Below are 22,152 nucleotides of genomic sequence, written 5' to 3'. Positions count from 1 at the left end.
AGCTACCCGCTTGCCTGGTCAATAATGCCCTCCGCGCGGCGTGCCAGCTCGCTCTGCGCAAAGGTCTGCATGCCAGATTGCGCGCCGGTCTGCAGCACGCCCGGCAGCTGATGCCCTTTGCCTTCGCGGATCAGGCTGGCTACCGCAGGCGTGGCAATCAGTACTTCATACAGCGCGACACGCCCGCCCGCTTTCGCCGCCACCAGCCGCTGTGCCACTACCGCTTTCAGACTGCCCGCCAGCTGCGTACGCACCAGATTTTTTTCTTCGGCCGGAAAGACATCCACCAGACGATCAACCGCCTGCGCCGCGCTACGGGTATGCAGCGTGGCCAGCACCAGATGTCCGGTCTCAGCCGCGGTCAGGGCCAGGCGGATTGTTTCACTGTCGCGCAGTTCGCCCAGCAGTATCACGTCAGGATCTTCACGCAGCGCCGCTTTCAGCCCGTGCTGAAAAGAGAGGCAGTGCGTTCCCACTTCACGCTGCTGAATCAGCGAGCGCTGACTCTGGTGCACAAACTCGATCGGATCTTCCAGCGTGATGATGTGCCGCGCCTGCTGCTGGTTCAGCGCCTGTACCAGTGCGGCCAGCGTGGTCGACTTGCCGCTGCCGGTTGCGCCGCTGATCAGCACCAGTCCATCCTGCAGCTGCAGGAGCTGCTGCACGGCTGGCGGCAGGCGCAGCTGCGCCAGCGGCGGGATCGTCTGCGCAATCAGCCGCAGCGCCAGTGACAATCCGTGACGCTGGGTGAAAAGATTGGCACGCAGCCGTACGCCGCTGCTGAGCGTCAGGGCAAAATCAGCCTGGCCGGTAACATCAAGTTCTGACTGCTGCGCAGCGCTGAGAAACTGCGTGACAAACGTCTCCAGCCACCCGGACGGCAGCGGCAGCTGCTGCGGCACCGGTTCCAGCACGCCCTGCCGCCGCCAGTGCGGTAAATGTCCGCTGCACAGGTGCAGATCGGCGGCGTTATGCTTTACACTAAGGGCCACAATTTCATCTAAATCCATTTATTTCTCCTGACTATGACTTCCATTGAGCACAACTTACATCAGGTACGCGACCGTATCGCTGCCGCTGCCGTGCGTTGCGGCCGGGCGCCAGAAGAGATCACGTTGCTTGCGGTCAGCAAAACCAAACCTGCGAGCGCTGTCGCAGAAGCGGTTGCCGCCGGGCAGCGTGCGTTTGGCGAAAACTACGTACAGGAAGGGGTAGAGAAAATAATGGCGCTGACGGCAGAGGGCGATCTGCAGTGGCACTTTATCGGCCCGCTGCAATCCAACAAAAGCCGTCTGGTCGCTGAACATTTTGCCTGGTGTCATACCGTTGATCGCCTGCGTATTGCGCAGCGGCTTAACGATCAGCGTCCGGCGCATCTGCCGCCGCTGAACGTGTTAATTCAGGTAAATATCAGTGACGAAAACAGTAAATCTGGCATCATGCTGGAGGCTGTTCCGGCGCTGGCCGCGGCTATCGCCGCCCTGCCCCGCTTACACCTGCGCGGTCTGATGGCGATTCCTGCTCCGGAACAGGATTATGCGCGCCAGCTGGCGGTCTGCCAGCAGATGGCCAGCGCGTTTCATGCGCTGCAGCACGCTTATCCCGCTATTGATACGCTCTCACTGGGCATGAGCGACGATATGGAAGCGGCGATCGCGGCAGGCAGCACCATGGTAAGAATTGGCACCGCTCTGTTTGGCGCGCGGGATTATGCGCGACCTTCACAACAATAACTGAGGAACTCCATGTTAACACTGACGTTTTTAGTCAAAACGCTGATCGATCTCTACGTCATGGTACTGCTGCTGCGTATCTGGATGCAGTGGTCGCGCTGCGATTTTTACAACCCGCTGGCGCAGTTTGTGGTGAAGATTACGCAGCCGGTGATCAAACCGCTGCGCCGCGTGCTGCCCGCTATCGGCCCCATCGATACCGCCTCGCTGCTGCTGGCGTTTGTGCTGACCACGCTGAAGTATCCGATTCTGCTGCTGATTCAGGTTGGCGCCTTCTCGGTTGATCCTACGAATCTGCTGGTGGGGCTGCTGTCGCTGCTGAAGTCAGCCGGTAATCTGGTGTTCTGGGTCATTATCATTCGCTCGCTGATGAGCTGGATCAGTCAGGGGCGCGGCCCGCTGGATTATGTGCTGGTACAGCTTACCGAGCCGCTGATGGCACCTATCCGCCGTATGCTGCCCGCTATGGGCGGTATCGACTTCTCCGCCATGATTGTGATTCTGGTGCTCTACGCGCTGAATTTCCTTGGCATGGACCTGTTCCCGGGTCTCTGGTATCTGCTGTAATTTGTTAATCTGGAACTGTTATGCAAAAAGTTGTTCTCGCAACCGGTAATCCCGGCAAGGTTCGCGAACTGGCCGGCCTGCTCGCTGATTTTGGCCTGGATATCGTGGCGCAGACTGAACTCGGCGTGGACTCAGCCGAAGAGACGGGTCTGACGTTCATTGAAAATGCGCTGCTGAAAGCGCGTCATGCGGCACAGATAACCGGCCTGCCGGCTATCGCGGATGATTCCGGTCTGGCCGTGGATGCGCTGGGCGGCGCGCCGGGCATCTACTCCGCCCGCTATGCTGGCGCAGAGGCCAGCGACCAGCAAAATCTGGAGAAACTGCTGCTGGCGCTGGAGAGTGTGCCGGATGGCGCGCGTCAGGCACAGTTCCACTGTGTACTGGTCTATGTGCGTCACGCCGCTGACCCGGTGCCGCTGGTCTTCCACGGCAGCTGGGCGGGCGAAATTACCCGTACGGCGGCCGGTGAAGGCGGCTTTGGCTACGATCCTATCTTCTTTGTGCCGGCACTGGGTAAAACCGCGGCTGAACTGAGCAAAGAGGAGAAGCGCGCCGTCTCTCACCGGGGTAAAGCGTTAACGCTGCTGCTGGATGCGATGCGCAATGGCTGAGTTACCGCCGCTGAGCCTCTACATCCATATTCCGTGGTGCGTACAGAAGTGCCCCTACTGCGACTTCAACTCGCACGCACTGAAAGGTGAAGTCCCGCATCTGGAGTATGTGCAGCATCTGTTGCAGGACCTTGAGCAGGATCTGCCTCTGACCGCCGGACGGGAGGTGCGCACGATCTTTATCGGCGGGGGCACGCCAAGCCTGCTGAGCAGTCACGCGATGCAGACGCTGATGGATGGCGTGCGGGCACGCCTGCCGCTGGCGGCTGATGCGGAAATCACTATGGAAGCGAACCCCGGCACGGTAGAAGCCGATCGCTTCAGCGGCTATCAGGCCGCGGGGATCAATCGCATCTCCATCGGCGTGCAGAGCTTTAGCCCGCAGAAGCTGGAGCGGCTGGGGCGTATTCATGGCCCGCAGGAGGCGAAGCGCGCCGCCGAACTGGCCGCCGCGCTTGGGCTGCGCAGTTTTAATCTGGACCTGATGCATGGTCTGCCCGACCAGTCGCTGGAAGAGGCGCTGGACGATCTCCGGCAGGCGATTGCGCTTAACCCGCCGCACCTCTCCTGGTATCAGCTGACCATTGAGCCGAACACGCTGTTTGGTTCCCGACCGCCGCAGCTGCCGGATGATGATGCGCTGTGGGATATCTACGAGCAGGGACACCAGCTGCTGACGGCTGCCGGCTATCAGCAGTATGAAACGTCAGCCTACGCGAAACCGGGCTATCGCTGTGAGCACAACCTCAACTACTGGCGCTTCGGAGATTACCTCGGTATCGGCTGCGGTGCACACGGCAAGCTGACGCAGCCTGATGGTCGCATTGTGCGGACGGTAAAAACCCGACACCCGCGTGGCTTTATGAAGGGCAACTACCTTGATAAACAGCATGAGGTGGCAAACGAAGATAAGCCGTTTGAGTTCTTTATGAACCGGTTCCGGCTGCTGGAAGCGGCACCGCGCACGGAGTTTCAGCGCTATACCGGGCTGGATGAGCAGGCGATCCGTCCGCAAATGGATCAGGCTATCGCCGCAGGCTATGTCACAGAGAGCGCCAGCGAGTGGCAGATCACGGAGAAGGGCAAACTCTTTCTGAACTCGTTGCTGGAACTGTTTATGTAATCAGAGCGGCCCGGTGGCCGCTCTTTCTTTACTTGTTAATACTTTTCACCAGCGTTTTACGCTGATTTTCCAGCGCGATGACCCGGTTACAGACCTCATGACCAAAGTTCTGGAAATCCCGCTCCTGGTTATTCCACTCCGTCTGAATCGACTGCTGCAGCCCCCCCAGGTTGCCCATCAGCGCCTGCAGCGGATTACCACCGCTGGTCGCCTGCTGCGTGCCCATCTCATTCAGGCTATCCTGCAGTACGCCACCCAGCGTGCTCTGTACCAGCTTCTGCCCGTCAGCACGCACCTGGTTTATCGCCTGATGGTGAAACGTCAGGCCATCCTGGCGCTGCTCAATGATGCGGTTCATTTGCTGTTTCAGCTGGCCATCCAGCGTGGTCAGGCGGTTGCGTACGTTGCTGTCGCTGCCCAGCTTCTCAACGATCACGTTATCCAGTGCGGCGCGTCCGCGCTCAAGGCGCGTTTTTGCGCCGCTGTTGACCCACGGTAAATCACGACGCAGTGCATTCTGGTAATCAATCGCCTGCTGACGTGCCGCATTATCAACGCTGACTGCTTTGCCGTTAAAGGTGACATCACCCTGGGGAGTCATCGTGAGATTGCCGTTGCTGCCGACAACCTGAACGCTTTGCGCGGTGATCACCACATCATCCTGCGGGTTAACGCTGCACTGGTAGTCAGCGTGTGCCTGCGCGGCGGTCACCAGCAGCGCAGCAAAAAGAGCCTTACGAATCATGAAATCTCCTGAATATGCTGTGCGGGGTGAGTATTGTGCGGTCAATGGCGCGGTCGCCATGAATGGTGACCCTGCGGCACATTACATCACAGGGGGCGCATTAATACGCCCCTGGTGCAGTGTTTCAACGGGCGCCATTAATGGCGCCCCTACAGGTTTTGCGTGCCGGCGCGATGTTCCAATGGCGACCCGGCGGCACATTACATCGCAGGGGGCGCATTACATCACAGGGGGCGCATTAATGCGCCCCTGGCGCAGTGCAGTACAGGGTGCGCAGAAATGCGCACCCGCATGTCGCACTACAGCTTAGTCCCACCAGACGTCGAAGAGTTCCGTTATCTGGATATCAGACAATTCACGCCCTTCCAGCCACTTGCGCACCTGCTCACGGTGCTCATCGGTGCACTTTCCGGTCTGCTGCATGCAGACCAGACCTTCCCACACCAGATAGCCGCTGCCGTCATAGGCCAGACCGTTTGGATCGATCACCTCAGTGATAAACTGATCCAGCGTGGCATCAATCTGCTCTTCAGTGGTTCCGTCGGCAAAACGCCATGCTACGGAGAAACCCAGCTCCTGAAACTCATCAATATGCAGTTTCTTACGTAAACGACGACTACGCTGTACGGCCATTATTTTACCCTCTCAAACATCAAATCCCACACGCCATGGCCCAGTCGCTGCCCGCGCTGCTCAAATTTAGTCAACGGACGCGTCTCAGGACGCGGCACGTAATCCTGGGTGGCTGACTGATTAACGTAACCCGCCACGCTGTTCATGACTTCCAGCATATGAGTAGCGTAATCTTCCCAGTCGGTGGCCATATGGAATACGCCGCCGAGCTTCAGCTTGCGCTGAACCAGCTCAGCAAACGGCGCCTGCACAATACGACGTTTATTGTGACGCGCTTTATGCCACGGATCGGGGAAGAAAAGCTGCACCATGCGCAGGGAGTTATCCGGGATCATATGCTCCAGCACTTCTACCGCGTCATGACACATGACCCGCAGATTCTCTACGCCCGCTTCTTTTGCCGATGCCAGGCAGGCACCCACGCCTGGCGCATGCACTTCAATGCCCAGGAAATTCTGCTGCGGGTTGTTTTGCGCCATGGTCACCAGTGAGGCGCCCATACCAAAACCGATCTCCAGCACCAGCGGTGCGTCGCGCCCGAACAGCGCGGTCATGTCCAGCGGCGCGGGCTGATACTCCACGCCCATCACCGGCCAGTATTGATCCAGCGCGAGCTGTTGACCTTTCGTTAACCGCCCCTGGCGGCGTACGAAGCTGCGGATACGGCGCAGTGGCCGCCCGTTTTCATCAAATTCCGGAGTGATGACGTCATTTATCATGTTGAAGCCTGCTGGTTAGCCTGTTCGGGGAAACGGGCATTATGCAAAGTTAAAGGTCAGAAGCAAGCCTTTGCAATCTTCCGGTTTACACCCCTGACGCTCTGTGCTGCAATTCCTGCCTGATTGTAGAGTAAACACGGAAAATTTCCTTCATATGATGCAGGCGTCGCAATTCGCGCAACAGGTGCTGAAGTGGTATGACCGCTTTGGCCGTAAAACGCTGCCGTGGCAGCTGGAAAAGACGCCCTACAAAGTGTGGCTTTCAGAGGTCATGCTGCAGCAGACGCAGGTTGCCACGGTAATCCCCTATTTTGACCGTTTTATGGCACGTTTTCCCACCGTGCGCGATCTTGCTGCCGCGCCGCTGGATGAAGTGCTGCATCTCTGGACCGGCCTCGGCTACTATGCGCGGGCGCGCAACCTGCATAAAGCGGCTAAACAGGTCGTGGATCAGCACGGCAGTGAGTTCCCGCCGGACTTCACGGCAATTGCTGCTCTGCCGGGCGTGGGTCGCTCGACCGCCGGGGCGATCCTTTCACTGTCGCTTGGCCTGCATTTTCCGATTCTGGATGGCAACGTCAAACGCGTGCTGGCGCGCTGTTACGCAATCGGTGGCTGGCCTGGCAAAAAAGAGGTCGAAAAGCAGCTGTGGCAGATTAGCGAAGCAGTGACGCCAGCGCAGGGTGTCAGCCAGTTTAATCAGGCGATGATGGATCTCGGCGCGCTGGTCTGCACCCGCTCGCGACCAAAGTGTGAAATCTGCCCGCTTAATAGCGGCTGTGAAGCGTATGCCAGCCAGAGCTGGGCTGACTATCCGGGCAAAAAGCCCAAAGTCACTCTGCCGGTACGCAGCGGCTGGTTTTTGCTGATGCAGGATGGCGATAACGTCTGGCTGGCGCAGCGTCCGCCTGTGGGATTGTGGGGCGGTCTTTACTGCTTTCCCCAGTTTTCCAGCGAGGATGCACTGCGGGAGTGGCTGACACAGCACGGTATCACCGGCGATCCGCAGCCGCTCACCGCATTTCGCCATACCTTCAGCCATTTCCATCTGGATATTGTGCCTATGTGGCTGGCAGGGCCATCCGCCGGGTCGCTGATGGATGAAGCTGGCGGTCTCTGGTATAACTTAGCGCAACCACCGTCAGTGGGCCTTGCTGCCCCGGTAGAGCGTTTACTGCATGAATTACGCCATCCGCAGCAACTGTCACTGTCATCGCGCGCGATTAAAGAGGAAGAGTAATGAGCCGCACTATTTTTTGTACCTATCTGCAGCGTGACGCTGAGGGCCAGGATTTTCAGCTCTATCCCGGTGAGCTGGGCAAGCGCATCTATAATGAGATTTCTAAAGAAGCCTGGCAGCAGTGGATGTCGAAACAGACCATGTTGATCAACGAGAAAAAGCTCAACATGATGAATCCGGAAGATCGCAAAGTGCTGGAAAAGGAGATGGTCAATTTCCTGTTTGAAGGCAAAGATGTGCATATCGAAGGTTTTACCCCGCCAGAAAAATAACCGTTCCGGGCCTTCCTTTGAGGCCCGCTTTTTTGAGTCAGGCACAGATTCACGATGAATAAAAAACTGATAGCCCTGCTGGCGATCGCGCCGCTATTGATCTCCTGCTCCGGACAAAAAAAATCGCAGTATCACGAAGAGTGGGTGAAAGATACCAACGGCTTTGACATTCTGATGGGGCAGTTTGCCGCCAATATTGAAAATATCTGGGGCATTAATGAAGTCCTCATCGCCGGGCCGAAAGATTATGTGAAGTACAGTGACAGCTACTACACCCGCAGTCACATTAACTTCGACAAAGGTAGTATCACGATTGAGACCATCTCCGGTACCGATCCCATGGCCAGTCTGCGTCAGGCGATCGTCACCACCCTGCTGATCGGCGACGATCCGGGTAATGTCGATCTCTACTCTGACGCCAACGATATTAAGATCAGTAAAGAGCCGCTGCTGTATGGCCAGGTGCTGGATAATACCGGTCAGCCCATTCGCTGGCAGGGGCGCGCCGCCAGCTTTGCGGACTACCTGATCCAGAATAAACTGCAAAAACGCACCGCCGGGCTGCATGTGATCTGGTCGGTAACCATTCCTATGGTGCCAAACCATCTCGACAAGCGTGCGCATAAATATCTGCCGATGGTACGCAAATCTGCTGAGCAGTATGGTGTCGATGCCTCACTGATTCTGGCGATTATGCAGACTGAGTCGAGCTTTAACCCCTATGCGGTCAGCCACGCTGATGCGCTGGGGCTGATGCAGGTGGTGCAGCATACTGCCGGCGTTGATGTCTTCCGCATGAAAGGTAAATGGGGCAAGCCGAGCCGCAGTTATCTGCTGGACCCGGAAAACAACATCGATGCCGGTACGGCTTATCTGTCGCTGCTGCAGAAAAGCTATCTGGGCGGCATTCAGGATCCCACGTCGCGCCGTTATGCGGTGATCACCGCGTATAACGGGGGAGCCGGCAGCGTACTGCGCGTCTTCTCCAGCGATAAAGATCGTGCATTCTCGCGGATCAACGGCATGTCGCCAGCCGATGTCTATCAGACGCTGACCACCAGTCATCCCTCCGCCGAGTCGCGCCGTTATCTCTACAAAGTTAACCAGGCGCAGCGCAGCTATCACCGCTATTAAGTGCCGGATCGTCGCGCCCTGCCCGATTGGGTCAGGGCGCGATACGCTTACGCCAGCATATTCGCCACCAGCCGCTTATAGCCGCTGCTCTCTTCCGCAATATAAACACCCTGCAGCTCCGGTGAAAAGCCCGGCAGCTGGTTGATCCCCGCTTCCAGCGCCAGGAAGTAGCGCTGTACCGCCCCGCCCCACACCTCGCCAGGCACGACACACAGCACGCCCGGAGGATAAGGTAAGGCGCCTTCCGCCGCGATGCGTCCTTCCGCTTCCGCGACCGGCACCAGTTCCACGTCACCACGGATATAAGCCTGATGTGCATCCTGCGGATTGACCGCTACCGGCGGGAAACAGTCAGCGCGGAACATCGCTTTCTGCAGATCTTTAACGGCAAAACTGACGTAGAGATCGTGCATCTCCTGACAGAGGCGGCGCAGCGTATAGCCGCGATAGCGCTCCGCATGCTTGCGATACAGGCTCGGCAGCACTTCCGCCAGCGGCGCATCTTCGCGCACCTGCTGTTCAAACTGCTCCAGCATCGCCACCAGATGCGACATCTTCTCCGCACTCTCTGCCGGCGTCAGCAGGAACAGAATGGAGTTCAGATCGCACTTCTCCGGCACAATGCCGTTTTCACGCAGATAGTTCGCCAGTATGGTAGCCGGAATGCCAAAGTCGCTGTATGCGCCGCTGCCTGCGTCGATACCCGGTGTAGTGAGCAGCAGCTTACAGGGGTCAATCTGATACTGACCTGGCGCATAGCCGCTGAAGCCGTGCCACTCCGCGTCGGGTTCAAAGCTGAAGTAAGCCGGATCGCGGGCGATAGCGGCACTGTCTGCCTGCTGCCACGGCGCGCCATGTACCTGAGCAGGCAGAAACGGTTTGATCAGGGTGCAGCGCTGCAGGATCGCTTTACGCGCCTCAATGCCCTGTATGACGCAGTCGTGCCACAGGCTGCGCCCCGCCTCGCCCTGGTGCATACGCGCGTTGATATCCAGCGCAGCAAACAGCGGATAAAACGGGCTGGTTGAAGCGTGCAGCATAAACGCATTGTTCAGCCGCTTGTGCGGACAAAAGCGCCGCTGACCACGGATATGATTATCCTTTTTATGGATCTGCGAGGTCTGGGAAAAGCCCGCCAGCTGTTTGTGCACCGACTGGGTGACAAAAATTCCCGGATCCTCTTCCGTCAGGGTCAGCGTCAGCGGTGAACCCGCCGCCATCAGCGGAATAAACTGCTCATAGCCGAGCCACGCGGAGTCAAACAGAATGTAGTCACACAGATGGCCGATGCGGTCCACCACCTGACGCGCGTTATACACCGTCCCGTCATAGGTGCCGAGCTGGATAATCGCCAGCCGGAATGGCCGCGCCTGGCGGGCGCGATCGGGGGCAACCTGTGCGATCTCTGCCCGCAGGTAATCCTCATCAAAACAGTGCGCGTCGATGCCGCCAATCAGGCCAAACGGATTACGCGCCGCCTCCAGATAGACCGGTGTGGCACCCGCCTGCAGCAGCGCGCCGTGATGATTGGATTTATGGTTGTTGCGATCGAACAGAACCAGATCACCGCGCGTCAGCAGCGCATTGGTGACGACTTTATTGGCGCTTGATGTCCCGTTCAGCACAAAATAGGTTTTGTCGGCGTTAAAGACGCGGGCAGCAAACTTTTGCGCGTCCTTTGCCGAGCCTTCATGGATCAGCAGATCGCCCAGCCGGACGTCTGCATTACACATATCAGAGCGGAACAGGTTTTCACCATAAAAGTCATAAAACTGCCGTCCGGCGGGATGACGACGGAAAAACGCGCCGCCCTGATGGCCCGGGCAGGCAAAGGTGCTGTTCTGCATATCGACGTAGCGCGTCAGGGTATCAAAGAAAGGCGGCAGCAGAGCCGCTTCATACTCCCGCGCAGCCTGCTCCAGCGCCTGCCACTCTTCAGGAGCGCCGTTGATTTCGCCGGTTACGCCAGGCAGATCCAGCACCGCGGTATCAAACGCGTTAGCCACAAACACCGGCAGATTAAATCCGGTCTGACGCAGCAGCATCAGTACGCCGCTGCGCGTATCCGCCAGCGAGAGCACAACCGCGGCAACGTCGGTAAAGTCAGTAGCGTCGAGCGTCACAACATCGCGGGTGGTATTCAGGCTCAGGCCTGGTGCAATCGCCACGCTGGCGGCAATTTTCAATGGGTTCATAACTCAAATCCCCGGCATAACAGGATGAGTGGGTGCCAGTGGCACAGGAAGGAACAGCGTGACCGGTGCAGGGCACCCGCCGGTCGCGATAATGGCATTTTTTGCTGCTGCTCACAATCAGGGGTACTATTGGCTACACACTTCCCATCGCCGGAGGCGGCATGTTCAAAGCATTAGTCATTGAAAATGATACGCAGGGGTACCGCACCTCTCTGCAGGATCTCTCCGAGCAACAGCTTCCCGATCAAGATGTTATTCTTGATATCAGCTACTCCACACTGAATTACAAAGATGCGCTCGCCATCTGTAATAAAGGGCCTGTCGTACGCCAGTTTCCTATGGTACCAGGCATCGACTTTGTTGGCCGTGTTACCCACAGCCGCCATCCGGCCTGGCAGCAGAACGATCTGGCGCTGCTGACCGGCTGGGGCGTGGGTGAAAAGCACTGGGGCGGACTGGCGCAGAAAGCCAGCGTCTCAGGCGACTGGCTGGTCAGCGTACCGGATGCGCTGAGCCCGCAGCAGACAATGGCGATAGGCACGGCCGGATTCACCGCAATGCTCTGTGTGATGGCGCTGGAAAAACAGGGCATCACCCCGCAGCACGGCCCGGTGCTGGTGACAGGCGCCAGCGGCGGCGTGGGCAGTTTTGCGGTGAGCCTGCTGGCACGCCAGGGATATGAAGTGGTCGCCGCCAGCGGACGCGCGGCTGAGCGCGACTACCTGTGCAATACGCTGGGCGCCACGGCGGTAATCGATCGTGCTGAACTCAGCGAACCGGGTAAACCGCTGGCAAAAGAGCGCTGGGCCGCCGCCATTGATACCGTGGGCAGCCACACGCTGGCCAACGTGCTGGCAGGGATGCGCCGCGACGGTGTGGTAGCCGCGTGCGGAATGGCGCAGGGGCTGGATCTGCCGGGCAGCGTGGCACCGTTTATTCTGCGCGGCGTCACGCTGGCCGGAATCGATAGCGTTATGTGTCCGCAGCCGCTGCGTCAGCAGGTATGGCAGCGACTGGCAGAACAGGCCGACAGCGCGCTGCTGCAGCAGATAACCCGCATCATCCCGCTAAGCGAAGCGCAGGCGGGTGCCGAACAGCTGCTGGCGGGCAACGTGCGCGGCCGGCTGATAGTGGATTGCCGTCAGGGAGTTAACGATGTCTAAGCCCGCGATTACCCTGCACTACTGCACCCAGTGCAACTGGATGCTGCGTTCAGCGTGGATGGCTCAGGAGCTGCTGCAGACCTTCAGCGACGATCTCAGCGCGGTCACGCTGCAGCCCGGCACCGGCGGCGTCTTCGAGATTAGCGTGGATGGTCAGGTTATCTGGGAGCGCAAACGCGACGGCGGCTTTCCGGATGCGGTTACGCTAAAACAGCGCGTACGCGACTACTGCTGGCCGGATCGCTCGCTGGGCCATGCAGACAGGCGGCGTTAGCGCGTCCCTGTCTGCCGGCAGGCGATGCGTCTGCCGTGGCTTACTTCTCAGGTGATTTCTGATGCCAGTAGGCGACAGCGCGAATGAAATCCGTATGCACGCCGCGCTGCTGCGTAAAATAGTCGCTGAGCTGCTTCACTGCGTTTCCTTCCCCGGTCAGCCAGACAAAATAGTCACCCCCGGTAAAATCGATGGCGGCCAGTTCGGCTGTCAGCTGCGCCGGCGTGGTAGTTGCCATACGGTTGCTGCCCAGCCAGTGAGCGGTCACCCCTTCCATCTCTCCCAGATAGCTGTGTCCGGTAGCGGCATCCGTAAACGCCATCAGATGAACGCGCTGCGCCTGCAGCCCGGCGTAACGCCGCTTAAAAGCAGGCAGGCCGGTTTCATCGCAGACATACACCTGACAGGCGTAATCCGCCGGCATGATGCAGGAACCGCGCGGTCCGCCCATCGCAATCCGATCGCCAGGCTTAGCCGCCGCTGCCCAGCCACTCGCCACGCCATCATCATGCATATAGAAATCCAGCGTCAGCGAATCAATACCGTTAAACGCCAGCGGCGTGTAGTCGCGCGCGGCGGGGCGAACGCCCTCAGGCCAGATAATGCCCTCTTCTCCCATCTGCGGCAGTGCGAAGTCACAGCCCGGTTCGGGCGGAAAAAACAGTTTGATATGATCGTCAAACGAGGGTGAATGGAAGCCTGCCAGATCGGCTCCGGTAAACACAATGCGCCAGAACACGCCGGCGACCTGGATTTTGCTGGCTACCGTCAGATGACGAAAGCGCAGTTCATTACGCACGCGCTGTGGTGCACGACTGTTTTTCTGTGACACTTCACTTCTCCCGGCAGCGGCTGAAACACGCTCTGCTCGCGCCGCCACGCTTATTTAATGTAAATAATTCTCATTACGTGGCGAAACGATAGCGGTGACCGCGCCCGGACACAATGTCGAAAAATGCGGTTGCCGCTTCAGCAGAGAACGACGGGCGGAAGATGTCAGACGTGCAGATCGCTGCAGCAGAGTGGAGCATTCTCACTGTTTTCATACTGAGGCAATGCATTATCACCCACAATTTCCTGCTGAGCGCAGCGCTGCTGGTGCGGATGCAGGCCATCGGGGGGCGAAAAGGGTTCAGCCATCTGTGCGTGTGCCAGCGAGGAAAAAACGGCAAGCATCGCGGAAAGTAACACCGGTAAAAGTCGCATGATAATTTAGGGTTTCATTTAAAGATCCGGAGCGGATCGGGAATGCAGAGCGTTATCCAGCCTGATGCTGTGCTACCCGCGCGTAACGCGGCAGCCCGGGCTTCGGAGCAGAATTTTACGCCGCTACCGGCGCAGGGTTTATAAAATTGTGCGGTTTGTCACATTTCACCGCACAATTTGCTGTTTATTCCAGTGCAACCGGAATATGAAAGGTGCCCTGAAGCAATTGTGGCGTACTGTATTTCAAATCGAGCCTGAGCAGATCTTTACCGGGCCGGCGCGCCACACCGAGTGCCGGCAGATGGTTGTAATAAATCTCAGCGGTAAAGGCGTTGATCTCTTCCGGTGCGCCATGCCAGTCGATCTCTGCATAGAGCCCGCTCTCGCCGGTCCAGTTCTGCACGTGCTGCGGTAAAACAGCAGCGTGTTCACTCTCGAGCGCCTGAAACAGACTGATATGCTGCTGATCGAGCGAGCTGACGCCCGGACTGAACTGGAAACCGAGCCAGCCGCGCGTGGCGTGCTGGCCGGCAAAGGCGATGAAGTCGCGTGTATACTGCGCCACGATATGATTATGATGGTCAATATATTCACCAAAGCGGCACTCCCACTCCACCACTTCCCCGCTCAGACGAATTTCCGGCTTTTCGGCCAGCCGTGTTTTGACCCACGGACGCGGCGCAGAAATACGGCTGTGAAATGCTTTCATGCGCATTTCCGGAATACGCCGATAAGCGCCAGGCGTCAGCGAAAAATGGCTTTTGAACACGCGGGTGAAATTTTGCTGATTGTCGAAGCCAAAACGCACGGCGATGTCGATCAGCGGCATGCTGGTTAAGCGAAGCGCCATAGCAGATAAGGTCAGGCGGCGCTTGCGCGTATAGGAGGCCAGCGTCTGGCCGGTCATCTCCTTGAACATACGCTGCATATGCCATTTGGAATAGCCTGATTTCAGGGTGATAAGATCGATATTAAGCTCATCTGTCAGGTTGGCTTCAATCCAGTCAACCAGGTCAGAGATATACTGCTTTTTCAGGTTCAGACTAAGCATGGTTCTAATTGAATGAGTCAGGAAAGCGCGTATTAATGCGTTATTTGTCACATAAATATAACAAAATCGCCTAACAAACGTAAGGAAGAGTAAAGGATCCGGTCAGGGCGGCGCACTAATTGCTTAGGTTACTAACTTTTTTTGATGTAATGCGAGCGGCACGCTGTACCGTGCCGCTCTGTGACAGCCAGATATTAATGCGAGCGCATACCTGCCGCGGTCATCATCATACGAAACAGAGATGCCACCACGCCAAGTGCCAGCACGCTTGCACCATAGATGATCACCAGCCACATCACCCGTTTCCAGAGCGGCGCTTTGTGTTCAGTGTGCTGTTTCATGTTGCTGACCTCCGTTTGCATCTCAATGGTATCCTGCATCAGCTTTGATTTTTCCGCGGAACACATAGTAGCTCCAGAAGGTGTAGCCCAGGATCATCGGAATAATCAGCAGGCTACCAACCAGCATAAAGGCCTGGCTCTGCGGTGGCGATGCGGCTTCCCAGATGGTTACGGACGGCGGAATAATGTTCGGCCAGACGCTAATGCCCAGGCCAGAGAAGCCGAGGAAAATCAGCGCCAGCGTCAGCAGGAACGGCGAGTAGTGCGCCTCGCGTTTGATGGCGCGCATAATGCCCCACGAGCAGAGCAGAACCAGTACCGGAACCGGCAGGAACCAGAACAGGTTTGGCCGGGTAAACCAGCGCTGCGATATCGCTTCATGAGCAAACGGTGTCCACAGGCTGATAATGCCGACGATCACCAGCAGCGCAATCACCAGCGGCGTAGCCAGCGCAGACATTTTACGGTGCAGTTCGTTTTCGGTTTTCATGATAAGCCAGGTGCAGCCCAGCAGCGCATAGGCCACCACCAGACCCACGCCGCAGAACAGCGGGAACGGGGCCAGCCAGTCCAGAGCTGAACCGGCAAACTCACGTCCCTTAACCGGGAAACCGTTGATCATCGCACCCACCGCCACGCCCTGGCTGAAGGTCGCCAGCAGCGAGCCGGCAATAAACGATTTATCCCAGAATGCACGATGCTCTTCGGTCGCCTTGAAGCGAAACTCAAACGCCACACCGCGGAAAATCAGGCCGATCAGCATTGCCGTCAGCGGGATAGCCAGTGCGTCAGCAATCACCGCATAGGCGAGCGGAAAGGCGCCATACAGCCCTGCGCCACCCAGCACCAGCCAGGTTTCATTACCATCCCAGACCGGCGCCACGGTGTTCACCATCATGTCGCGCTCAACGGCATCTTTGTTAAACGGAAACAGAATACCGATGCCCAGGTCGAAGCCATCCATCACGATATACATCAGCGTCGCAAAGACGATGATGGCGAACCAGATAACGGAAAAATCGATCATTTATTTACCCTCCTGCGAAGCATCCAGGCTCTCATGTGCAGCAGAGAGCGGGCGCGCTGGCGTCTTATCCTGACCCGGACCACCGTGACGGACATCTTTCCCTTCACCGGTGTGCGGACCTTTTTTGATCAGGCGCATCATATAGACATAGCCCACGCCAAACACTGAGGAGTAGACCAGGATAAAGGCCAGCAGGCTGATACTCATATGCAGGTCGCCGTGTGCTGAGACCGCATCAATTGTGCGCTGCACGCCGTAAACCACCCACGGCTGACGTCCGATTTCAGTGGTGAACCAGCCAGCAAGAATCGCGATCAGGCCCGAGGGTCCCATCAGCAGCGCAAACCACAGGAACGGCCGTGAGCTGTAGAGACGCTGTTTATAGCGCAGCCACAGGCTGAACACGCCGAGCGTGATCATCAGCAGCCCCATCGCCACCATGACGCGGAACGACCAGAAGATCACCAGCGAATTAGGCCGATCTTCTTTCGGGAAGGTTTTCAGTGCCGGAACCTGTTTATCAAGACTGTGCGTCAGGATCAGGCTGCCGAGATAAGGGATTTCCAGCGCATATTTTGTACGCTCCTCTTCCATATCCGGAATACCAAACAGGATCAGCGGCGTGGCTTCACCCGGCGGGTTTTCCCAGTGTCCTTCAATGGCGGCAATTTTTGCCGGCTGATGCTCCAGCGTATTCAAACCGTGCGCATCGCCAATCATCGCCTGAATCGGAGCAACAATCAGCGCCATCCACAGCGCCATGGAGAACATCTTGCGGATTGCCGGATTGTCATTGCCGCGCAGCAGATGCCATGCCCCGGACGCGCCCACAAAGAAGGCGCTGGCGAGGAATGCCGCAACCGACATATGGAACAGGCGATAAGGGAATGAGGGGTTAAAGACAATTTTGAACCAGTCTTCCGGCACCACAATGCCATTCTGGATGATGTAGCCCTGCGGCGTATGCATCCAGCTGTTTGATGCCAGGATCCAGAACGTGGAGATCAGCGTACCCAACGCGACCATACAGGTGGCGAAGAAGTGCAGGCCCGGTCCGACGCGGTTCCAGCCAAACAGCATCACGCCGAGGAAGCCCGCCTCAAGGAAGAAGGCAGTCAGCACCTCGTAGGTCAGCAGCGGACCGGTAATACTCCCGGCAAACTGTGAGAACCCGCTCCAGTTGGTCCCAAACTGATAGGCCATAACCAGACCCGAGACCACCCCCATGCCGAAGTTCACCGCAAACACTTTCGACCAGAAGTGATAGAGATCGCGGTAGGTTTCATTACGGGTTTTCAGCCACATCCCCTCAAGCACCGCCAGAAAGCTGGCAAGCCCGATAGTGATGGCCGGGAAGATAATATGGAAGGAGACAGTAAACGCGAACTGTATCCTGGCCAGATGAAAAGCATCTAATCCAAACATTGCTTACCTCATTGCCACAAAATTACGCGGAATTTTTACTTATTATTAACAAAGATGGCGTGCAGAATAATTTCTGCTACGCCGTCATCGATTCCCGCCAAATGTAAGGAACCCGGCAGGAACAAACGGAAAAGAAGGGGTGAATAAAACTATACCAGTAAATCTTGATTAAGATCATTGTTTTTGCGAGAAACTATCTGTTTAAAATCACTGAGTTAAGGTTAATTATCCTGCTCTATTGTGACAATGTTGTTATTAATATTAGCGGTTAAAAAAGGCAATACTTGTTTAAGCAGTTCATTTAATTGTTAATTAAGGTAACAACCAAAACGGCAGTCTGATGTAGGCACCAGCGCAGTGTAAAAATTATTGCACGCCAGATTTTTAGTTAAATTAAAATTAAAAAAAATCCTGTTATAACGAAAGGTAATTAATAACGACTGTTCTCACCCTTTGCTCATGTTGTACAGCATCTCCCGCCGCGACTTGTTTTGACAGCTCACAGACGCACAGGCATCCGGACGGCTAAAGCATCGCTATTTTACTGCCGGAAGCGGAAAAAAATCGCATAAATTGATCAAGAAAAACGAGCAAGCGGCGCATGAAATTGGCGATTTTCTTATTTGCAGATTAATCCGGTGCACTTTCTGAAGGTATATTTAAGAAACACCTTAAATATCTTTAAATACAGGCCGTTGTTAATATTGCAAAAAAGGTAAAAATGGCGATCCATCGACAATATTTATTACGTTCATAGATATTTCGCATTGTTGTCTGCCACCGCGAACCCTCTATAATTTGTCTTTTGAGCAACCAGGAATTTCAGGAGGCCGTTATTAATACTAACCACCAGCCACGCCATGTGTTCGGGGAACACGAAGCCCATGCTGATCTGGAGTATCAATACGATCCTCATGAGTTTGTACGTGAAGGCGCAGAAGATTCGGAGCCAGAACCTGAGCTGATTCAGGGACTGCCGGCACCGGATGCGCTGACACCTGCCGATCGCTATCTGGAAATGTTTGAGCATGTTCAGACATCGCATATTTTTGCTGACAGCAAAACGTTTCCTGACTGCGCGCCTAAATTCGATCCGCTGGATATTCTTATCCGCTATCGTCGTCGTAAGCGCGCAGGCGATCTCGATCTGGAAAAGTTCATTCATGAACATTTTTATCTGCCGCAGGTAAATGAGAGCTTTTATGTCTCTAATCCGGATAAAACGCTGACAGAGCATATCGATGATTTGTGGCCGGTGCTGACTAAAATGCCTCAGCAGCATATGCCGCACTCTTCACTGCTGCCGCTGCCCAAACCGTATGTCGTGCCCGGTGGCCGCTTTGGTGAAACCTACTACTGGGACTCCTATTTCAGCATGCTGGGGCTGGCGGATGCCGGACGTGACGATCTGCTGCGTCATATGGCGGACAACTTTGCCTGGCTGATTGATAACTACGGTCATATTCCTAACGGGAATCGCACCTACTATCTCAGCCGCTCGCAGCCACCGGTATTTGCTCTGATGGTGGAGCTGTTTGAAGAGGATGGCATTCGCGGTGCAAAACGCTACCTTGACCAGCTGATGAAAGAGTATCAGTTCTGGATGGATGGTGCAGGTGAGCTGATGCCGCATCAGGCTTATCGTCACGTTGTGCGCATGCCTGATGGCTCGCTGCTCAACCGCTACTGGGACGATCGTGATACGCCGCGTGATGAATCCTGGATGGAAGATGTGGAGACGGCCAGCAAGTCGAGCCGTCCGGCTAATGAGGTTTACCGCGATCTGCGCGCCGGTGCTGCATCCGGCTGGGATTACTCTTCGCGCTGGCTGCGCGATCCGCAGCGGCTGGCGAGTATCCGTACTACGCAGTTTATCCCGGTCGATCTCAATGCGTTTCTCTACAAACTGGAACTGATGATCTCGACGCTATCGCACGCCCGGGGTGAAGAGCTGACGGCACTGGCGTGGCAGAAAAAAGCGGATGCGCGCAAGCAGGCAATTAACCGTTATCTGTGGGATACCACCGCAGGCGTCTATCGCGATTACGACTGGCGCAATGAGCGGTTTGGCGCATTTACTGCAGCTGCAGTCGTGCCGCTGTTCCTCGGCCTGGCCTCACCTGAGCAGGCGCATTTGCAGGCGATTGCGCTGCGCCAGCTGCTGCTGACACAGGGCGGGCTGCTGACGTCTATGGTTGAAAGCGGCGAGCAGTGGGATGCGCCTAACGCCTGGGCACCGCTGCAGTGGATGGCCGTGGTAGGTTTGAATCATTACGGCGAAGAGACGCTGGCAACAGAAATTGCGGTGAACTGGCTGACCACGGTGAAAAACTTCTATTCGCTGCATCACAAGCTGGTAGAGAAATATGATATCAGTGGCGATCGGGCGCGTCCGGGCGGCGGTGGTGAATATCCGCTGCAGGATGGTTTCGGCTGGACCAACGGCGTTACGCGTCGCCTGCTGTCAATGTATGGTCATCTGCTGGCAGATTAACGTCCTGCCATGCCGTTCAGAAGAAGGTCGCCCGCAGGCGACCTTTTTTTATTTCTGCTGCTGCAGAAAGGCGAGCAGATCGGCGTTCAGCTGATCCTGATGGGTGACAGCAAAGCCGTGCGGTGCGTTGTCATACACTTTGAGCTGCGAATCTTTAATCATCTCATGCGCCAGCTTGCCCGTCGCCTCAAAGGGTACGACCTGATCGTTGCTGCCGTGGATCACCAGCGTGGGCACATCGACCTTAGCGATATCATCCCGGAAGTCCGTTTCTGCAAACGCGGTAACGCAGTCGATAGTGCCTTTCAGCGAAGCGAGCAGTGCAATATTGAGCGTCTGGGTCAGCACCCCGTCTGATACCTGCTGTCCGGCATTCAGGCCATAAAACGGCGTGGCAAAATCGCTGATGAATTGTGCGCGGTCCTGACGTAATCCCGCCCGGATATCATCAAATACCGCCTGTTCCGGCCCTTCCGGGTGATCCGCTTTTCTGCCGAATACCGGCGTCACGGCACCCAGCAGCACCAGCGATTTTACTTTCGCGCTGCCGTAGCGGCCAATGTAGCGCGTGACATCGCCCCCGCCCATTGAAAACCCTACCAGCGTAATCTCTTCCAGCTGAAGATGTTCAATCAGATCATGGATATCATCAGCGAAGGTATCATAGTTGTACCCTTCCCACGGCTGCTCTGAGCGGCCAAAACCGCGACGGTCAAATGCGATAACGCGATAGCCCCGCTCCGCCAGAAAGTTAAGCTGGCTGTCCCACATATCTGCATCCAGCGGCCAGCCGTGGCTGAACAGCACTGGCTGGCCGCTGCCCCAGTCTTTAAACCAGAGCGTAACGCCATCTTTAGTCTGAAAGGTGCTCATATCATTCTCCGTGCGTGGTCGATAACAGGCCGTTTTACTGCCGGCGGGAGGGCGCCGTAACAGTATCCACAGGCAAGTTTAGACGCTTTAAGCGGACAGGGATCGCAGCGGAAGCGTTTAATGATTAAATGTCGCGTCTCTCCTGCCCGGAGGCAGCAAGCCTGATGCCCTGCTTTCCGTTGCGCTTCACCTGATACATCACCTCATCGGCCCGCTTCAGCGCATCATCAAAACTCTCTTTTGCCCGTACCGGTGCCACCCCGATTGAGGCGCCAATCTGTGCGAGGCCGTTGTCCACATCAAACGGCTGCAGCGCTGCCTCCAGCACGGCCTGCGCCAGAAGCCGCACTTTGGGATACTCGATCAGAAACGGCATCAGCAGCACAAACTCATCACCGCCGAGCCTGCCCGCCAGCACCACAGGCGGCAGACAATCCAGCATTCGCTGGCTGAGCTGGATCAGCACTTCATCACCGCTGCGATGACCGAGCGTATCATTGACGTGCTTGAAGTTGTCCAGATCAATGAACGCCACGCAGAGCGGCCCTTCGGCCTGCATCTGCGTAAACTGAACAGAGAGCGCATGGCGATTGGCCAGGCCGGTCAGCGGATCGTGATGCGCCAGCAGCGCAAGCTGGGCCTCATAATTTTTCTCTTTGGTCATATCGATATGCGTACCGGTCACACGCAGCGGATTACCCGCCTCATCCCAGTCGCTGACGCGACCGCGGTCCAGCACCCAGGTGATTTTGCCATCTTTCCCAATCATGCGGTGCAGCGCCTCATACCACGGCGCCCGCCCTTCGATATGATCGTAAAACGCCCGCAGCACCTCATCGGCATCCTCCGGATGCAGACATTCCCGCCAGGCCTCAAAGCGCGCTTTTGTTTCCTTAGGCTGAAAGCCGAGCATTGCCCCCCAGCGCCGGTTGAAAATCACCAGTTTGCCGCTGGGAATATCCAGCTGCCACAGGCAGAGTCCGGTGCCATCCAGCGCGGCGCTGAGTTTATTGCGCGCATCATGCGCAATACGCTTCAGGCGCGCGTTGTGTTTTTTCAGGTTCTGGATCTGCTGACGCAGGGCTTCTTCAGACATAGTCAATTATGGTGAGAAAATAAACGCTATTTTGCCTGTCCTGAATTTCCTGTAAACAGAACAGGTGAAAAGCCGACGAGTTTCGGAAAATTGTCCCAACCGCAGGAGTAATGGCGCATTATTGGCCGGTTTTCAGTTTGCTTTGTCTGCTGGAGAGGGGCGCGGCAGCGCGGGGCAGAGAGAATAGCGCTGAGCAGCGCGGGGGCTATGCGCTTAGCAGCGCGGGG

The 22,152-nt window shown here is 56.6% G+C and carries 23 protein-coding genes; 11 read left to right on the top strand and 12 right to left on the bottom strand.

Features of this window, described 5'->3' with window-relative positions; translation table 11 throughout:
* Nucleotides 1–2: 2 nt before the first annotated feature.
* Complete coding sequence (locus BBA90_RS05220; protein ID WP_065648231.1) at nt 3–1,010, bottom strand: type IV pilus twitching motility protein PilT; 1,008 nt, start codon at nt 1,008–1,010, stop codon at nt 3–5.
* Nucleotides 1,011–1,025: 15 nt separating this feature from the next.
* Here BBA90_RS05220 and BBA90_RS05215 point away from each other — a divergent pair, with 15 nt between their 5' ends.
* The 4 genes from BBA90_RS05215 to hemW are packed head-to-tail and all read left to right on the top strand — an operon-like array spanning nt 1,026 to nt 4,037.
* The gene (locus BBA90_RS05215; RefSeq protein ID WP_065648230.1) at nt 1,026–1,733 is read left to right on the top strand and encodes a YggS family pyridoxal phosphate-dependent enzyme; all 708 of its coding nucleotides are present in this window, start codon (nt 1,026–1,028) and stop codon (nt 1,731–1,733) included.
* Nucleotides 1,734–1,745: 12 nt separating this feature from the next.
* Nucleotides 1,746–2,300 (top strand): YggT family protein, encoded by a 555-nt coding sequence (locus BBA90_RS05210; protein WP_065648229.1) that lies wholly within the window; start codon nt 1,746–1,748, stop codon nt 2,298–2,300.
* Between the two features lie 20 nt (nt 2,301–2,320).
* Complete coding sequence (rdgB, locus tag BBA90_RS05205) at nt 2,321–2,914, top strand: RdgB/HAM1 family non-canonical purine NTP pyrophosphatase (protein ID WP_065648228.1); 594 nt, start codon at nt 2,321–2,323, stop codon at nt 2,912–2,914.
* Entirely contained in the window at nt 2,907–4,037 is a 1,131-nt protein-coding gene (hemW, locus tag BBA90_RS05200; RefSeq protein ID WP_065648227.1) for a radical SAM family heme chaperone HemW, read from the top strand. Before rdgB ends, hemW begins: the two co-directional genes overlap by 8 nt.
* Nucleotides 4,038–4,065: 28 nt before the next feature.
* On the opposite strand, the gene BBA90_RS05195 is transcribed toward hemW, so the two are convergent.
* The 3 genes from BBA90_RS05195 to trmB form a co-directional block, all read right to left on the bottom strand.
* Complete coding sequence (locus BBA90_RS05195) at nt 4,066–4,782, bottom strand: DUF2884 domain-containing protein (RefSeq protein ID WP_065648226.1); 717 nt, start codon at nt 4,780–4,782, stop codon at nt 4,066–4,068.
* A gap of 306 nt (nt 4,783–5,088) precedes the next feature.
* Nucleotides 5,089–5,415 carry a YggL family protein gene (locus BBA90_RS05190; RefSeq protein ID WP_065648225.1) on the bottom strand — a complete coding sequence of 109 codons (327 nt, stop codon included), beginning with the start codon at nt 5,413–5,415 and terminating at the stop codon, nt 5,089–5,091.
* The gene (trmB, locus tag BBA90_RS05185) at nt 5,415–6,134 is read right to left on the bottom strand and encodes a tRNA (guanosine(46)-N7)-methyltransferase TrmB (RefSeq protein WP_065648224.1); all 720 of its coding nucleotides are present in this window, start codon (nt 6,132–6,134) and stop codon (nt 5,415–5,417) included. The genes BBA90_RS05190 and trmB overlap by 1 nt, the downstream gene beginning before the upstream one ends.
* A gap of 154 nt (nt 6,135–6,288) precedes the next feature.
* Here trmB and mutY point away from each other — a divergent pair, with 154 nt between their 5' ends.
* Genes mutY through mltC form a run of 3 tightly spaced genes read left to right on the top strand, consistent with a single transcriptional unit; the run spans nt 6,289 to nt 8,780 of the window.
* Entirely contained in the window at nt 6,289–7,374 is a 1,086-nt protein-coding gene (gene mutY, locus BBA90_RS05180) for an A/G-specific adenine glycosylase (RefSeq protein ID WP_065648223.1), read from the top strand.
* Complete coding sequence (locus BBA90_RS05175) at nt 7,374–7,646, top strand: oxidative damage protection protein (RefSeq protein ID WP_039380106.1); 273 nt, start codon at nt 7,374–7,376, stop codon at nt 7,644–7,646. The genes mutY and BBA90_RS05175 overlap by 1 nt, the downstream gene beginning before the upstream one ends.
* A 54-nt stretch (nt 7,647–7,700) precedes the next feature.
* Complete coding sequence (gene mltC, locus BBA90_RS05170) at nt 7,701–8,780, top strand: membrane-bound lytic murein transglycosylase MltC (RefSeq protein ID WP_065648222.1); 1,080 nt, start codon at nt 7,701–7,703, stop codon at nt 8,778–8,780.
* Between the two features lie 47 nt (nt 8,781–8,827).
* Here the strand turns inward: mltC and BBA90_RS05165 are convergent, their stop codons facing one another.
* Nucleotides 8,828–10,975, bottom strand: a complete 2,148-nt coding sequence (locus BBA90_RS05165; protein ID WP_065648221.1) for an ornithine decarboxylase — start codon at nt 10,973–10,975, stop codon at nt 8,828–8,830.
* A gap of 161 nt (nt 10,976–11,136) precedes the next feature.
* On the opposite strand from BBA90_RS05165, the gene BBA90_RS05160 reads away from it, so the two are divergent.
* Nucleotides 11,137–12,138 carry an MDR family oxidoreductase gene (locus tag BBA90_RS05160; protein WP_065648220.1) on the top strand — a complete coding sequence of 334 codons (1,002 nt, stop codon included), beginning with the start codon at nt 11,137–11,139 and terminating at the stop codon, nt 12,136–12,138.
* Entirely contained in the window at nt 12,131–12,412 is a 282-nt protein-coding gene (locus tag BBA90_RS05155; RefSeq protein WP_065648219.1) for a SelT/SelW/SelH family protein, read from the top strand. The genes BBA90_RS05160 and BBA90_RS05155 overlap by 8 nt, the downstream gene beginning before the upstream one ends.
* A gap of 40 nt (nt 12,413–12,452) precedes the next feature.
* Here the strand turns inward: BBA90_RS05155 and BBA90_RS05150 are convergent, their stop codons facing one another.
* Nucleotides 12,453–13,244, bottom strand: a complete 792-nt coding sequence (locus BBA90_RS05150; protein WP_065648218.1) for a siderophore-interacting protein — start codon at nt 13,242–13,244, stop codon at nt 12,453–12,455.
* A 113-nt stretch (nt 13,245–13,357) separates the two neighbouring features.
* On the opposite strand from BBA90_RS05150, the gene BBA90_RS19290 reads away from it, so the two are divergent.
* Complete coding sequence (locus BBA90_RS19290; RefSeq protein ID WP_167350662.1) at nt 13,358–13,600, top strand: hypothetical protein; 243 nt, start codon at nt 13,358–13,360, stop codon at nt 13,598–13,600.
* Between the two features lie 202 nt (nt 13,601–13,802).
* Here BBA90_RS19290 and BBA90_RS05140 read toward each other — a convergent pair whose 3' ends face one another.
* From BBA90_RS05140 to BBA90_RS05125, 4 genes are all read right to left on the bottom strand, one after another.
* On the bottom strand, nt 13,803–14,669 hold the full coding sequence (locus tag BBA90_RS05140; RefSeq protein WP_065648216.1) for a helix-turn-helix domain-containing protein: 867 nt from the start codon (nt 14,667–14,669) through the stop codon (nt 13,803–13,805).
* A gap of 194 nt (nt 14,670–14,863) precedes the next feature.
* The gene (locus BBA90_RS05135) at nt 14,864–15,010 is read right to left on the bottom strand and encodes a DUF2474 domain-containing protein (RefSeq protein ID WP_369826793.1); all 147 of its coding nucleotides are present in this window, start codon (nt 15,008–15,010) and stop codon (nt 14,864–14,866) included.
* A gap of 22 nt (nt 15,011–15,032) precedes the next feature.
* Entirely contained in the window at nt 15,033–16,037 is a 1,005-nt protein-coding gene (cydB, locus tag BBA90_RS05130; protein WP_039380114.1) for a cytochrome d ubiquinol oxidase subunit II, read from the bottom strand.
* A complete protein-coding gene (locus tag BBA90_RS05125) occupies nt 16,038–17,462 on the bottom strand; it encodes a cytochrome ubiquinol oxidase subunit I (protein ID WP_039380115.1) in 1,425 nt (474 codons plus the stop codon).
* An 835-nt stretch (nt 17,463–18,297) separates the two neighbouring features.
* Between BBA90_RS05125 and treF the strand changes: the two genes are divergently transcribed.
* Complete coding sequence (gene treF, locus BBA90_RS05120) at nt 18,298–19,956, top strand: alpha,alpha-trehalase TreF (protein WP_065648368.1); 1,659 nt, start codon at nt 18,298–18,300, stop codon at nt 19,954–19,956.
* 48 nt (nt 19,957–20,004) lie between these two features.
* Here the strand turns inward: treF and BBA90_RS05115 are convergent, their stop codons facing one another.
* Together BBA90_RS05115 and BBA90_RS05110 are read right to left on the bottom strand one after the other, a co-directional pair.
* On the bottom strand, nt 20,005–20,829 hold the full coding sequence (locus BBA90_RS05115; RefSeq protein ID WP_065648215.1) for an alpha/beta fold hydrolase: 825 nt from the start codon (nt 20,827–20,829) through the stop codon (nt 20,005–20,007).
* 124 nt (nt 20,830–20,953) lie between these two features.
* Nucleotides 20,954–21,925 (bottom strand): sensor domain-containing diguanylate cyclase, encoded by a 972-nt coding sequence (locus BBA90_RS05110; RefSeq protein ID WP_065648214.1) that lies wholly within the window; start codon nt 21,923–21,925, stop codon nt 20,954–20,956.
* Nucleotides 21,926–22,152: the final 227 nt, after the last annotated feature.

Source organism: Pantoea eucrina, from assembly GCF_001691555.1.
Taxonomy (GTDB): domain Bacteria; phylum Pseudomonadota; class Gammaproteobacteria; order Enterobacterales; family Enterobacteriaceae; genus Pantoea; species Pantoea borealis.
The sequence above is the reverse complement of the archived record's forward strand: the minus strand, read 5'-3'. Positions and strand labels throughout refer to the sequence as shown.